The organism is Tessaracoccus oleiagri (genome assembly GCF_900103275.1).
Lineage (GTDB): Bacteria > Actinomycetota > Actinomycetes > Propionibacteriales > Propionibacteriaceae > Arachnia > Arachnia oleiagri.
On sequence record NZ_FNGP01000004.1, the window covers coordinates 85,178 to 99,286 of the forward strand.

The 14,109-nt window shown below is 69.4% G+C and carries 12 protein-coding genes; 9 read left to right on the forward strand and 3 right to left on the reverse strand.

The window, feature by feature from the left end; genetic code table 11:
* Positions 1 to 20: 20 nt before the first annotated feature.
* From frr to gdhA, 4 genes are all read left to right on the forward strand, one after another.
* A complete protein-coding gene (frr, locus tag BLR46_RS10975; protein ID WP_093252666.1) occupies positions 21 to 575 on the forward strand; it encodes a ribosome recycling factor in 555 nt (184 codons plus the stop codon).
* Positions 575 to 1,441 carry a phosphatidate cytidylyltransferase gene (locus tag BLR46_RS10980; RefSeq protein WP_093252106.1) on the forward strand — a complete coding sequence of 289 codons (867 nt, stop codon included), beginning with the start codon at positions 575 to 577 and terminating at the stop codon, positions 1,439 to 1,441. Before frr ends, BLR46_RS10980 begins: the two co-directional genes overlap by 1 nt.
* On the forward strand, positions 1,442 to 2,569 hold the full coding sequence (gene rlmN / locus BLR46_RS10985) for a dual-specificity RNA methyltransferase RlmN (protein WP_093252108.1): 1,128 nt from the start codon (positions 1,442 to 1,444) through the stop codon (positions 2,567 to 2,569).
* Positions 2,570 to 2,667: 98 nt separating this feature from the next.
* Entirely contained in the window at positions 2,668 to 4,005 is a 1,338-nt protein-coding gene (gdhA, locus tag BLR46_RS10990; protein ID WP_093252111.1) for an NADP-specific glutamate dehydrogenase, read from the forward strand.
* Between the two features lie 3 nt (positions 4,006 to 4,008).
* On the opposite strand, the gene BLR46_RS10995 is transcribed toward gdhA, so the two are convergent.
* The 3 genes from BLR46_RS10995 to BLR46_RS11005 all read right to left on the reverse strand — a co-directional run bounded on the left by BLR46_RS10995 (position 4,009) and on the right by BLR46_RS11005 (position 7,702).
* On the reverse strand, positions 4,009 to 4,719 hold the full coding sequence (locus BLR46_RS10995) for an aminoglycoside 3'-phosphotransferase (protein WP_093252113.1): 711 nt from the start codon (positions 4,717 to 4,719) through the stop codon (positions 4,009 to 4,011).
* A gap of 20 nt (positions 4,720 to 4,739) precedes the next feature.
* Positions 4,740 to 6,140, reverse strand: coding sequence for an MFS transporter (locus BLR46_RS11000; RefSeq protein WP_281230833.1), 1,401 nt, complete (start codon positions 6,138 to 6,140; stop codon positions 4,740 to 4,742).
* A 62-nt stretch (positions 6,141 to 6,202) separates the two neighbouring features.
* On the reverse strand, positions 6,203 to 7,702 hold the full coding sequence (locus BLR46_RS11005) for an FAD-dependent oxidoreductase (RefSeq protein WP_093252115.1): 1,500 nt from the start codon (positions 7,700 to 7,702) through the stop codon (positions 6,203 to 6,205).
* A gap of 88 nt (positions 7,703 to 7,790) precedes the next feature.
* Between BLR46_RS11005 and dxr the strand changes: the two genes are divergently transcribed.
* From dxr to BLR46_RS11030, 5 genes are read left to right on the forward strand one after another with little or no spacing between them, the layout of a single operon-like run.
* On the forward strand, positions 7,791 to 8,993 hold the full coding sequence (gene dxr / locus BLR46_RS11010) for a 1-deoxy-D-xylulose-5-phosphate reductoisomerase (RefSeq protein WP_093252117.1): 1,203 nt from the start codon (positions 7,791 to 7,793) through the stop codon (positions 8,991 to 8,993).
* Positions 8,990 to 10,276 carry a M50 family metallopeptidase gene (locus tag BLR46_RS11015; RefSeq protein ID WP_093252120.1) on the forward strand — a complete coding sequence of 429 codons (1,287 nt, stop codon included), beginning with the start codon at positions 8,990 to 8,992 and terminating at the stop codon, positions 10,274 to 10,276. The genes dxr and BLR46_RS11015 overlap by 4 nt, the downstream gene beginning before the upstream one ends.
* A 25-nt stretch (positions 10,277 to 10,301) precedes the next feature.
* Positions 10,302 to 11,444 (forward strand): flavodoxin-dependent (E)-4-hydroxy-3-methylbut-2-enyl-diphosphate synthase, encoded by a 1,143-nt coding sequence (gene ispG, locus BLR46_RS11020; protein WP_093252121.1) that lies wholly within the window; start codon positions 10,302 to 10,304, stop codon positions 11,442 to 11,444.
* A gap of 28 nt (positions 11,445 to 11,472) precedes the next feature.
* On the forward strand, positions 11,473 to 12,306 hold the full coding sequence (locus BLR46_RS11025; RefSeq protein ID WP_093252124.1) for a GNAT family N-acetyltransferase: 834 nt from the start codon (positions 11,473 to 11,475) through the stop codon (positions 12,304 to 12,306).
* A gap of 26 nt (positions 12,307 to 12,332) precedes the next feature.
* Positions 12,333 to 14,105: a proline--tRNA ligase gene (locus BLR46_RS11030; RefSeq protein WP_093252127.1), complete on the forward strand. Its 1,773-nt coding sequence runs from the start codon at positions 12,333 to 12,335 to the stop codon at positions 14,103 to 14,105.
* Positions 14,106 to 14,109 lie beyond the last annotated feature (4 nt).

Consider the following 14,109-nt stretch of genomic DNA (forward strand, 5'->3'; position numbering starts at 1 on the left):
GGAAGGACCGATCACGCATGATCGCCGACATCGAGAAGGACGCCGCTGGCAGGATGCAGCAGGCGGTCGACTACGCCCGTGAGGACCTCGCCACGATCCGCACCGGCCGCGCCCACCCGGCGATGTTCAGCAAGCTCAACGCCGAGTACTACGGTGCGCCCACGCCGCTGCAGCAGCTCGCGACGTTCACCTCGCCCGACGCCCGCACGATGCTCATCACGCCGTTCGACCGCAGCTCCATCGGGGCGATCGAGAAGTCCATCCGCGAGGCGGACCTCGGCGTCAACCCCAGCAATGACGGCAACTCCATCCGCGTCGTGATGCCGCAGCTCACCGAGGAGCGCCGCAAGGAGTACATCAAGCTCGCCAAGAGCAAGGCCGAGGACGCCCGGATCGTCGTGCGCAATGCCCGCCGCCAGGCGATGGAGTCGCTCAAGAAGTCCGAGAAGGACGGCGAGATCAGCAAGGACGACCTCGCCCGCGCGGAGAAGTCGGTCGACGCGCAGACGAAGAAGTTCACCGACCAGATCGACGACCTCCTTAAGCACAAGGAGCAGGAACTCCTCGAGGTCTGATGCCAGAGTCGGCAGCCCTGCCCACCACCTCGAAGGCAGGCCGGGACCTCCCGGCCGCAGTCGGGGTGGGTCTGGCGTTGCTGGCGCCGATCGTCGTCGGGCTGCTGTGGTTCAACTGGCTGTTCATCGTCTACGTCGCGCTCATGCTGTGCCTGGGCGTGGTGGAGATCAGCCGGGCGGTGGCGCGGAAGAACATGTTCGCCGAGACGGTCCCGATCATCGCGGGCACCGCGCTGAGCGTGGTCGGCGGGTACTGGGTGACCGCCAGCCCCGAGCTGGGGATCTCGTCGATGACGTTCATCGTCTCCTGCCTCGGCGGCACGGTGCTCGCCGCGTTCATCGGGCGACTGTTCCGCGGCCACGCGGAGGGCTTCATCCGCGACATCGCCGCGAGCAGCCTCCTCATCGCCTACATCCCGCTCATCGGGGTCTTCGTCGCGCTGATGATGGCGGCGGCCGACGGCCCCGCGCGCATCTGGGCGGTCCTGATCTGCGTGGTCGCCTCCGACACCGGCGCGTACGCGACCGGCGTGCTGCTGGGCCGGCACAAGATGGCCCCGCGCATCAGCCCCAGCAAGACCTGGGAGGGCTTCGCGGGTGGGGTGGTGTTCTCCTCGCTGCTGGGCGTGGCGTCCGCGATCTGGGTCCTTCACATCGACTGGTGGGTCGGCATCCCGCTTGGCGTCCTCGTCTCCGTGGCTGCTACTGTCGGGGACCTCACCGAGTCGCTGATCAAGCGCGATGCGGGTATCAAGGACATGTCCAAATGGCTGCCGGGACACGGCGGCGTCATGGACCGGCTCGACTCCATGCTGATGGCTTTCCCCGTCGGCTGGTTCGTGCTCAACCTCGCGATGGGACCGTAGATGAAGCAACTTCCCCTGGTGTTCGAGGCGCCCAGGAAGGGCAAGCCCCCGAAGCACTGGCTCGACCTGACCCTCGACGAGCGCCGTGACGCGATCGTCGGGATGGGGCTGCCGCGGTTCCGCGCCGACCAGATCTCGCGGCACGTCTTCGACCGCCTCGAGAGCGACGCCGAGAACTTCACCGACATCCCTGCGGCGATCCGCGGGGAGCTCGGCGAGCAGCTGTTCCCGCCGCTGCTCACCCACGTGAAGCAGCAGACCGCGGACGCGGGCCGGACCGTGAAGACCCTCTGGCGGCTGCACGACGGTTCGCTCCTCGAGTCGGTCCTGATGCGCTACCCGAGCCGCACGACGCTCTGCATCTCGTCCCAGGCCGGTTGCGGAATGGCGTGCCCGTTCTGCGCCACCGGCCAGGGCGGCCTGAAGCGCAACCTCTCACAGGCGGAGATCACCGCCCAGGTCCTCGCCGCCGACCAGGCGCTCGCGTCGGGGGTCGTGCCCGGGACGACGGGACGCCTCAACAACGTCGTGTTCATGGGCATGGGGGAGCCGCTCGCGAACTACAACGCCGTGATGGGCGCGATCCGCACCATGCTGGAGCCGAGCCCGAACGGGTTCGGCATGAGCGCCCGCGGCATCACGGTCTCCACGGTGGGACTGGTGCCCAAGATCCGCCAGTTGACCGACGAGGGCCTGCCCCTCACGCTGGCACTCAGCCTCCACGCGCCCAACGACGAACTGCGCGACGAACTGGTGCCGATCAACAACCGCTGGAAGGTGGACGAGGTCGTCGACACCGTCTTCGAGTACGCCCAGACGACGAAGCGGCGCGTCTCGATCGAGTACGCCATGATGCGCGACATCAACGACTCGGTGGAGCATGCGCAGCAGCTGGCGAACGTCCTCAAGCGCCGCGGCGACTGGGGCTGGGTGCACGTCAACCTCATCCCCCTGAACCCGACGCCCGGGTCGAAGTGGACGGCGTCGCGCAAGGAGGACGAGCGGGCGTTCATCGCCACCCTCGAGCGGCGCGGGGTCCCGGTCACCCTGCGCGACACCCGCGGCCGGGAGATCGACGGGGCCTGCGGCCAGCTCGCCGCGACGGCAGCCCAACCTGCGCTCCCATGACCGCGTCCGCCATTCGGACCCCCCGGTTGTCTGGCGCAATCACCGGCAAGGGTGCAGTTATGCTTCCGCTGGTCCGAAACCGATAGGAGAAAATCGAGATGGAACAAGCACTGGAGGGTGTCTTCGACACCGTGGTGGCGCGGAACCCGGGGGAAGCTGAGTTCCACCAGGCCGTCCGCGAAGTGTTGGAGTCGCTCGGTCCGGTCGTGCGGAAGCATCCCGAGTACCTCGAGGCGAAGGTCATCGAGCGCATCTGCGAGCCCGAGCGGCAGATCATCTTCCGCGTCCCGTGGGTCGACGACAAGGGCGAGGTCCAGGTCAACCGCGGCTTCCGCGTCGAGTTCAACTCCGCACTGGGCCCGTTCAAGGGCGGCCTCCGGTTCCACCCGAGCGTCTACCTCGGCATCATCAAGTTCCTCGGCTTCGAGCAGATCTTCAAGAACTCCCTGACGGGTCTCCCGATCGGTGGCGGCAAGGGCGGGTCCGACTTCGACCCGCACGGCCGGTCCGAGGGCGAGATCATGCGCTTCTGCCAGTCCTTCATGACCGAGCTGTACCGCCACCTGGGCGAGTACACCGACGTCCCTGCCGGCGACATCGGCGTGGGCGGGCGCGAGATCGGCTACATGTTCGGGCAGTACAAGCGCATCACCAACCGCTACGAGTCCGGTGTGCTCACAGGCAAGGGGCTCACCTGGGGTGGTTCGCTCGTCCGCAAGGAGGCCACCGGCTACGGCACCGTGGTGTTCGCCAACGAGATGCTGAAGTCCCACGGCGAGTCCATGGAGGGCAAGACCGTCACCGTGTCCGGGTCCGGCAACGTGGCGATCTACGCCGTGGAGAAGGTCCACCAGCTCGGCGGCAAGGTCATCGGCTTCTCCGACTCGTCGGGCTACGTCGTCGACGAGGCCGGTGTCGACCTCGAGTTGCTGAAGCAGATCAAGGAGGTGGAGCGGGGCCGCGTCGCCGACTACGTCGCGCGCCGCGATTCCGCCCACCTCGGTCGTGACGGCGGCATCTGGGACGTCCCGACGGACGTGGCGCTGCCCTGCGCGACCCAGAACGAGCTGCACGGCGACCACGCACTGACGCTCATCAAGAACGGCGTCCGCGTCGTCGCCGAGGGCGCCAACATGCCCACCACCCCGGAGGGCGTCAGCGCCTTCCAGGAGGCCGGCGTGCTGTTCGGCCCCGCGAAGGCCGCGAACGCGGGCGGCGTGGCCACCTCCGCGCTCGAGATGCAGCAGAACGCCGGGCGCGACGCCTGGGACTTCGAGTACACCGAGCAGCGACTGACCGAGATCATGGTCGGCATCCACGAGACCGTCGCCGAGACGTCCGAGGAGTACGGCATGCCGGGCGACTACGTCGCGGGCGCCAACATCGCCGGCTTCGTCAAGGTCGCCGACGCCATGAAGGCGTTCGGCATCGTCTGAGCCTCAGCGTTCCCACAGGTCGCGATAGCGCCGGATCCGGTCGGGGTCCGGCGCTTCGCCGTAGGCGGCGAAGAACTCCTCCTCGAACCCGGGGCCGAAGTTCCACTCCAGGGACCAGGAGGCGATCGCCAGGTCGGCCCAGCGGTCGCCCACGCCGAGGCGTCCCACGTCGACGATCCCCGCGAAGCGTCCGTCCTCGCCGAGGATCGTGTTCGGGGCGCACGCGTCGCCGTGGATGATGACGGGATGGTCCACGTCGTCCTGGTCCCCGATCCACTCGGGCGCCCCGAACAGGGACTCCGAAGGGTCCAGCGAATGGAGCCGGCCCAAGCCCTCGGCGATGGCGCGCACCGCCGTGGCGGGCTCCCGCTTCCAGCGCTCCGACACCGCCGAATCACCCCTGAGCGCCACCGTCACCAGGAGGGACCCCTCGTCCAGGTCCTGGAAGTCCGCCATCCGCGGGGACGGGAACCTGCCGGAGAGCCACGAGAGCCGTTCGGCCTCGTCGATGGCGTCGTCGCTGGTCCAGTCGCCGTAGGGCACCCACTTGGCGTAGAGCGTCGGGTGGTCGTCGTCCCTCCGGAGGCGCGCAGTGATGCCACCGATCTCGCTCAGCCAGATGAGCTCGTCGACGCTGTAGCCCCGTTGGTCGGCCCAGCGGGCGATCGGGTCGGGGACGCGGATGCCGGGCGGGGGAGTGGCTGCGAGCGACATGGCCCCATCATTCCACGTGCTCAGGCTTGAGTATGTCCCTTGCCGAGCACGTGCGGTCCGGGCACGCCGTCGTCACCGAGGGTCTCGGGCGGCACGATGCCGGCGTTCACGTCGCCCTCGAGGTACGCGGCGTTGAGCCGTCGGTACGTGCGGGTGAGGAACGCCATGGCGGTGGTGACAAGCCCGACCGCCGACACGAGGACGAAGACCAGCGCGATGCCCCGGGCGTCTCCGTCGCCGAGCAGCCACCCGAACGCGCGCACACCTTGCCGCGACTCGGCGTATGGGATGAGCCAGAACTCCGCGAGCGGACCGATCAGGAACGCGCTGACCGGAGCTGCTGAGACCTCGACGGCCTGCGCGAACCCGAAGACGCGCCCCTGCTTGGCGAGAGGTACGACGCGTTGCAGGAGCGTCTGTTCCGCCGCCTCGATGACGGGGATCAGTACCATGTACGCGAAGACGCCGAGGGCGAGCAGCCACACGTGCTCGCGCAGCGTGAAGCCGCCGGCGATGAACCACATGCCGAGGCAGCCGAGCAGCAGGCTGCGCAACGGCTTCGCGCCGAGCCCGAACTTGGCGATGAGTGCGCCGCCGACGATGAAGCCGACAGAGCTGAGCCCGAAGAGAATGCCCCAGGCCTCGACGGACATCAGGGTGAGCCCGTACGGGTCGAGCAGGCCCATGAATACGCCCCCGAGGAAGTTGTTGAAGGTCGAGAAGACGATGAGCCCGACGAGACCGGGGACCGCGATGATCGCCAGCCACGCCCCACGGAAGTCCACGGCCTTCGGAGTGCCCTCAGCGTGGACGATCTCCGCCTCCGGGATCCTGAGCAATGCCAGGTGCAGCAGCGAGGCGGCGACGGTCACGAACGCGATCACCAGCACGGCGTGCATGCCGAGTTGCCCGATGGCGAGCCCGGACACCACGCCGGTGACCAGCATCATGGCTCCGTTGACGGCGCCGACCATCCCGTTGGCATTGGCGCGGCGGTCGGGCTCCACGAGCATGGTCACGAGGGTGGCGAGCGCCAAGCTACGTAGGTTGACGAGCAGCGCGCCCAGCAGTACGCAGGCGGCGAAGACCCAGAACCAGGGGCTGTCCGATCTGGTGAGTTCCGAGGTGGGCGCCAGCACGTAGACCAGCCAGGCGAGGCCGAACAGCAGCGTGCTGCCGGCTGCGGAGGCCAGCATCGCCTGCTGCTTGTGGTGCCGATCGATCATGCTCCCGAACGGGACGCCACTCACTGCCATGGCGAGCATGTACGCGCCGCCGAGCCACGAGGTCACTAGGACAGAGCGCGTTTCCAGATAGGCCCAGAACGTGGGGCGAACCACAGGAAGGCCGTTCCGAGGAGGGCCACTGCGGTGTTGGCGAGGGCATGGTGGAAGGCACGCGCGCGTGTGGGCACAAGGCATCAAAACACACGGCTTCGTCTCGCACAATACCCCGAACCGGCGATCCTGAGGGGGCGCCCGGGTCAGTCCGCCCGCGGCAGGTCGTGGACCGCCGGCCCCTCGAGCAGCTTCCCGTCAGCAGCGAAGCGTGACCCGTGCAGCGGGCAATCCCAGGACTTCTCCGCGTCGTTCCAGCGCACGATCCCGCCCAGGTGCGTACAGACCGCCGAGAGCTTGCAGGTCACCCCGTCGACCGTCGAGACGGCATGTGGCTTCCCGCCCGATCGACCGACCACACCTTGACCCTCCTCGGGGGCGCTGTCCGGAAGGTGCTGCAGTTCGGCCTGCACCCAGTCCTTCGCCAGTTCGTAGGCCACCTGGAGGTTGGGGCTCAGGGCGCTGACGATGGAGGCGGGTGTGGTGCTGCGGCGGCTCAGGGTCTCCGCCCACGGCATGTGGCCCTCGAGGATCTGCCCGCTGAGGTTCAGTCCCGCCGCGACCGCGTTGGCCATGCCCCACTTGTTGAACCCGGTGGCGACGTAGATCCGGCCACCGCCCCGCGGCAGGACGCCCACGTAGGGCACCCGGTCGGCCGCCATGTAGTCCTGCGCCGACCACGCGTGCGTCATCTGCGCGCCCGGGAAGTGCTCGCGTGTCCACGCGCCGAGGTCGTCCACCAGGTCCTGGGTGGAGGAGTGGCGGCCGGCGACGTGCCCGTTGCCACCCACGATGAGCAACTCCTCGTCGCCGACGGGGAGGGTGCGCAGGGAACGCGTCGGCTGGTCGATGCTCAGGTACATGCCGCGCGGTGTCGTCCCGCCCGCGACGCGGTGTGCCGTGGCGTAGGAGCGCATCGGGACGAGCTTGGCGAAGTACCCGCCGCGGTCGAGCACCGGGGTGCCCGTGGCCAGCACGAGCCGGTCCGCGGTGACCTCGCCCTGCGGGGTGGCGACCTGGAGGGGCCCCTTGGAGCCGGACAGGTTCGCGTCCGTGACGCGGACCCCCTCGACGACGGTGCCGCCGTGTTCCCGCAATTCGCGGACCAGCGCGTCGAGCACCTCGAGCGGGTGGATCTGGGCCTGGTCGCGAAGCGCGATGGCACCCGTCACCGGGAACGGCAGCTCGGTCTCCTCGAGCCACTCGACGTCGAGCCCGGCGCGGCGACTGGCGTCCAGCTCGGCGCGCAGCGCGCCCTGGGAGTCGTCCGTGGTGGCATAGGTGTAGGCGGTCCGCCGCTGGTAGTCGACGCCGTGGTCGTCCAGCAGTCGAAGGAGCCACGCCTGACCCTCGCGGTTGGCGTCGACGTACGCGCGGAGCACCTCCTCGCTCTGGTGGGCGAGGACGTCCGAGAGGGTCAGCCCCTGCAGGAGCGACACCTTCGCGGTGGTGTGGCCGGTGGTCACGGCGCCGATCCTGCGGGCCTCTAGCACGCCCACCTTCTGGCCGGCCCGGGCGAGGAGCAGGGCGGTGGTCAACCCGGTGAGGCCGGCCCCCGCGACGAGGGTGTCGAAGTGTGTCCCCGCTTCGAGCGGCTGCGTCTCTGCGGTCGTTGGCTGATGGGTGGCAAACCAGACAGATTCCATGCTCCATCATCACCCCGCGCCCGGTCATCCACCGCCGGTTCGCGAAGGTTCTTGGCCCACCCCTTGGCCCGCGTGGAACACTGGGCAGGTGCGAAAAGTCGTCCTCCTGGGTTCCACCGGCTCCATCGGTACGCAGACACTCGACGTGATCTCCACGAGGCGCGACCGGTTCGACGTCGTGGGCCTCTCGGCGTCCGGTGGCAACATCGAGCTGCTGGCGCGCCAGATCGTCGAGTTCCGGCCGTCCGTGGTGGCGCTGGCGCGCGCCTCGAAGGGGCGCGAGCTGATGGACGCGCTCTACGCCGTGGCGGCGGAGCGGGGCTGGGCGCAGGGCGAGTACCGGCTCCCCAAGCTGCTGCTCGGGCCGGACGCCTCCACCGAGCTCGCCGCCATGGAGTGCGACGTGGTGCTGAACGCCATCACCGGCGCCGCCGGGCTCGAGCCCACGCTGGCCGCGCTGCGCGCAGGCAGCACGCTCGCGCTGGCCAACAAGGAGTCCCTCGTCATCGGCGGACGCCTCGTCACCGAGGCCGCCCTGCCGGGGCAGATCGTCGCCGTGGACTCGGAGCACTCGGCGTTCGCGCAGGCCCTGCGCGGCGGGAGGCGCGACGAGGTGCGTCGCCTCGTGCTGACGGCTAGCGGCGGCCCCTTCCGCGGCCGGACCCGCGACGAGCTCCACGAGGTGACCCCCGCCCAGGCGCTGGCGCACCCGACGTGGAGCATGGGCAGGGTCGTCACGATCAACTCGGCCACCCTCGTCAACAAGGGGCTCGAGCTGCTGGAGGCCGCCCTGCTGTACGACGTGGACCTCGACGACATCGTGGTCACGGTCCACCCGCAGTCGATCGTCCATTCGATGGTCGAGTTCTTCGACGGGTCGACGATCGCGCAGGCGTCGCCCCCGGACATGCGGATGCCGATCGGGTTGTCGCTCACCTGGCCGGAGCGGTTGGAGGGCTCCGCCGCCCCGTGCGACTGGACCACGGCGAGCACCTGGACCTTCGAGCCGCTGGACTCGGCCACGTTCCCGGCGGTCGAGCTCGCCCGCAGGGCCGGGAAGGCGGGGGGCACCGCCCCGGCCGTGTTCAACGCCGCCAACGAGTCGTGCGTGGACGCCTTCTGTGACGGTCGCCTCGCATTCCTGGAGATCACGGAGACCATCGCCCGCTGCCTCGACGAGCACCTCGCCGACGGGCACGTCCCAAACGAGGCGTTGACCGTCGACGCGGTCCTGGCGGCCGACGCGTGGGGCCGGTCCCGCGCCGCCGAACTGGCGGGGGCACGTCGATGACCGAGGTGCTGCTGGTCATCGCGCTCGGCATCCTCTTCTTCGCGCTGATCATGGCGTCGATCGCCCTCCACGAGATCGGCCACCTCGTCCCCGCGAAGTTGTTCGGCGTCAAGGTGACGGAGTACTTCGTCGGGTTCGGCAAGCGGATCTGGTCCACGCGGCGCGGCGAGACCGAGTACGGCTTCAAGTGGATCCCCCTCGGGGGCTACGTGCGGCTGGTGGGCATGTACCCGCCGGCGAGGCCGGGGGAGAAGCGCAACTGGCTCACCCGGATGGCCGACGACGCCCGGTCCGTCGAGTGGGACGAGATCACCCCCGCCGACGAGGGCCGCCTGCTCTACCAGCAGAAGACGTGGAAGAAGATCGTCGTCATGCTCGGCGGCCCGATGATGAACATCGTCCTGGCCTTCCTCATCTTCCTGGGCGTCAACGCCATCCACGGCATGTACGTCTCCACGCTCACCGTCTCCGCGGTGAGCGAGTGCGTCATCGCCGCCAACAGCGAGGACCGCACGTGCGGCCCCGACGACCCACCCACCCCGGCCGTGGAGGCCGGAGTCCGGGTCGGCGACGTCATCGCGAGCTTCAACGGGGTCGCGCTGCAGTCCTGGGACCAGATGAGCGAGCTCATCCGGGAGAACCGCGACGGGGAGGCCCGGGTCACGGTCATCCGCGACGGCGAACGCGTCGACCTGCCGACCGTGCGCACACAGTTGAACCACCTGCCCGACCGGCTGGACCCGACGGCCTACGTCGAGGCGGGCTTCTTCGGTGTCTCGCCGACGGTTGAGCTCCAGCGCGCGGGGCCGGTGGCCACGGCAAGGCAGATGTGGACCATGACGCAGCAGTCGGCGGTCGCCCTCCTGAGCTTCCCCGTGCGCATCTACAACGTCGCCGAGGACCTGGTGATGGGCCGTCCCCGTGACCTCAACGGCCCCATCTCCATCGTCGGCGCCAGCCGCGTGGCCGGCGAGATCGGCGTCACGGACCAGCTGCCGGTCGAGAGCAAGGTCGCGACGTGGTTCTCCCTGCTGGGTTCGGTGAACCTGTTCGTCGCGCTCCTGAACCTCGTCCCGTTGCTGCCGCTGGACGGCGGCCACATCGCGGGCGCGATCTACGAGTGGCTGAAGCGCCGCGCCCACCGGCTCCTCGGCAGACCGGATCCGGGCCCCGTCGACACGGCCAAGGCCATGCCGATGATCTTCGTCGTCGGCGGCTTCCTCGTGCTGGGTGGCGCCGTCCTGATCCTCGCGGACATCATCTCGCCCGTGAGTTTGTTCTAGCGGCGATCCGACTAAACTGCACAGCATGACCGTGAGCCTTGGCATGCCAGCATCCCCTCCGCCCGTACTCGCACCCCGGCGGAAGACGCGGCAGATCCGGGTCGGCAAGGTGGCCGTCGGTGGCGACGCCCCCATCTCGGTGCAGTCCATGTGCACCACGAAGACCACCGACATCAACGCCACCCTGCAGCAGATCGCCGAGCTGACCGCCTCCGGCTGTGACATCGTCCGCGTCGCCGTCCCCAGCCAGGACGACGCCGACGTGCTGCACATCATCGCCAAGAAGTCGCAGATCCCGGTCATCGCCGACATCCACTTCCAGCCGCGCTACGTGTTCGCGGCCATCGAGGCCGGCTGCGCGGCCGTCCGGGTCAACCCCGGCAACATCAAGCAATTCGACGACCGCGTCGCCGACATCGCGAAGGCGGCCAGTGAGGCCGGCATCTCGATCCGCATCGGCGTCAACGCCGGCTCCCTCGACAAGCGGCTGCTCGCGAAGTACGGCTCACCCACCCCCGAGGCGCTCGTCGAGTCCGCGCTGTGGGAGGCGTCCCTGTTCGAGGACGTCGGCTTCCACGACTTCAAGATCTCCGTCAAGCACAACGACCCCGTCGTCATGGTCCGGGCCTACGAGCTGCTCGCCGAGAAGTGCGACTACCCGCTGCACCTCGGCGTGACCGAGGCGGGCCCGGCGTTCCAGGGCACCATCAAGTCCTCCGTCGCGTTCGGTGCGCTGCTCAGCCAGGGCATCGGCGACACCATCCGTGTCTCCCTGTCGGCCCCGCCGGTCGAGGAGGTCAAGGTCGGCACCAAGATCCTCGAGTCGCTCAACCTCCGCCCGCGCAAACTCGACATCGTGTCCTGCCCGTCGTGCGGCCGGGCCCAGGTGGACGTCTTCACCCTGGCCGAAGAGGTCACGAAGGGGTTGGAGGGCCTGCAGGCGCCGCTGCGCGTCGCGGTCATGGGCTGCGTCGTGAACGGCCCCGGCGAGGCGCGCGAGGCCGACCTCGGGGTCGCGTCCGGCAACGGCAAGGGCCAGATCTTCGTCAAGGGGGAAGTCATCAAGACCGTGCCCGAGGCCGAGATCGTCGAGACGCTCGTCCACGAGGCGCGACGCATCGCCGCCGAGATGGGCGAGATCGGCGAACCTCAGGTTTCGGTCTCCTGACGCGCGGGCGCGACACTAGAGTGTCGCCATGACCGGCCAGCTGCGCACCCTCGACTCGAGGGACCGCGACCGGGTCATGGAGTTCCTCGAGGCGTCGCCGCACGAGAACCTGTTCCTCACCTCCAAGATCGCGCAGTTCGGCATCGACCGCCGCAGGCTCGGCCGGATCCACGCGTTCCAGCGGGGTACGGAGATCTCCGCGCTCTGCCTCGACGGCGGAACGATCTTCGTCACCGGCAACGACTCGGAGGCGCTGCCGCACTTCGTGCACGAGCTCGGCTCCTTCCGGCGTGCCACCTCGATCGTCGGGCCGACTTTCCCGGCGCTGGGCCTGTTCATCGGCCTCGCCGAGCGGTGGCGCGACCAGTGGGGCTCGGTGAGCAACGTGCGCCGCCGACAGCCGCTGATGGTGCTGGACCGGCCCGTGGTCGCCGACGGCGATCCCCGCGTGCACCGGCTGGGGGAGGACGTGTTCGAGAGCTACCTCGAGGCGTCGGTCATGATGTACACCGACGAGATCGGCAGTTCGCCGTTCAAGTACGGACCCGGGTACGAGTCGTTCGTGCTGTCCCGGCTGCGGGAGGGAGACGCGTACGGGATCGTCGTCGACGGCGAGGTGATCTTCAAGGCGGACCTGGGGCCCAAGCACAAGGGACAGGTGCAGCTCCAGGGCGTGTGGGTGAAGCCGGAACTGCGCGGCCAGGGGCTGGCGGTCCCCGCCCTGTCCGAGATGCTGCGCATCGTCATGCGCGAGTTCGACACGGTGTCGCTCTACGTCAACGACTTCAACTCCGCCGCGCTGCGCACCTACGAGAGGCTCGGGTTCGAGACCATCGGCTCCCTGTCCACCGTGCACTACTAGGTGGGCGACGGGCTAGAGTTGCCCCCGTGATTTCTCGACTCTCGCAGCTGTTCGTCCGCACCCTCCGCGACGACCCCGCCGACGCCGAGGTGCCCAGCCACCGGCTGCTGGTCCGCGCCGGCTACATCCGGCGCGCCGCGCCCGGCATCTACTCCTGGCTGCCGCTGGGGCTGAAGGTGCTGCAGAAGGTGGAGCGGATCGTCCGTGAGGAGATGGAGGCGATCGGCGCGCAGGAGGTCCACTTCCCAGCACTGCTGCCGCGGGAGCCCTACGAGGCCACCGGCCGGTGGACCGACTACGGCGACAACCTGTTCCGGTTGCAGGACCGCAAGCACACCGACATGCTGCTCGGTCCGACGCACGAGGAGATGTTCACGCTGCTCGTCAAGGACCTGTACAACTCGTACAAGGACCTCCCGCTCAGCCTCTTCCAGATCCAGACCAAGTACCGCGACGAGGCCAGGCCCCGGGCGGGCCTGCTGCGCGGGCGTGAGTTCGTGATGAAGGACTCCTACTCGTTCGACGTCGACGACGCCGGCCTCGACGCCAGCTACCGGGCGCATCGCGAGGCGTACGAGCGGATCTTCGACCGGCTGGGGCTGGAGTACGTCGTCGTCTCCGCCATGGCGGGTGCCATGGGCGGCTCCGCGTCGGAGGAGTTCCTGGCGGTGTCGCCGGTGGGCGAGGACACCTTCGCCCACACCGACGGGGGCTACGCCGCCAACGTCGAGGCCGTGCGGATCGCCGCACCCGACGCGCTGCCGCTCGACGCGGCGCCCGAGATCGCGGTGCTGGACACCCCCGGCGCCGGGACGATCGCGGAACTGGTGGACCAGCTCAACGCCAACCACCCGGCCGAGCAGCCCTGGCAGGGCGGCCGGACGCTGAAGAACCTGATGTACCGGGTCACCGAGCCGGACGGCACCTGGTACCCGCTCGCCATCGCGATCCCTGGCGACCGTGCGCTCGACGAGAAGCGCCTGGAGGCGGCGCTGACGCCCGCCGAGGCCGTCCCGTTCACCGCGGACGACTTCAAGGCGTACCCGCAGCTGCCCGTCGGCTTCATCGGGCCGGTCACGGCCGGTGGCGAGCGCGTGCTGGGTGAGGAGTCCACCACGAAGATCCGCTACCTCGCCGACCCCCGGGTGGTCACCGGCTCGCACTGGGTGACCGGCGCGAACGTGGTCGACCAGCACCTCTCCGGCGTGACCTGTGGCCGCGACTTCACCGTCGACGGCGTCCTCGACGTCGCGGAGGTGCTGGACGGCGACCCCGCGCCGGACGGTTCAGGACCGCTGAAGCTCTCGCGCGGCATCGAGATGGGCCACGTGTTCAAGCTCGGCCGCCGCTACGCGGAGGCGCTCGGCCTCAAGGTCCTCGACGAGAACGGCAAGCTCGTGACCGTGACCATGGGCTCCTACGGCATCGGCGTCTCGCGCGCCGTGGCCGCCGTCGCCGAGGCCACCCACGACGAACTGGGCCTGTGCTGGCCCGTCGAGCTCGCCCCCTACCAGGTGCAGGTCCTCGCCACGGGCAAGGACCAGGCGGTGTTCGACGAGGCCGACCGGCTCGCCGAGGCGCTCCAGGCGCACGGCATCGACGTCCTCGTCGACGACCGGAAGGCCAGCCCCGGGGTGAAGTTCAAGGACGCGGAGCTCATGGGCATGCCGGTCATCGTCGTGGTGGGCCGCGGGCTCGCCGACGGCGTGGTCGAGGTTCGCTCGCGTCGCACCGGGGAGAAGCACGAGGTGGCCCTGGCCGATGCGGTGGCGGAAGTGGTGGCGCTCGTCGGCCGCTGACGGG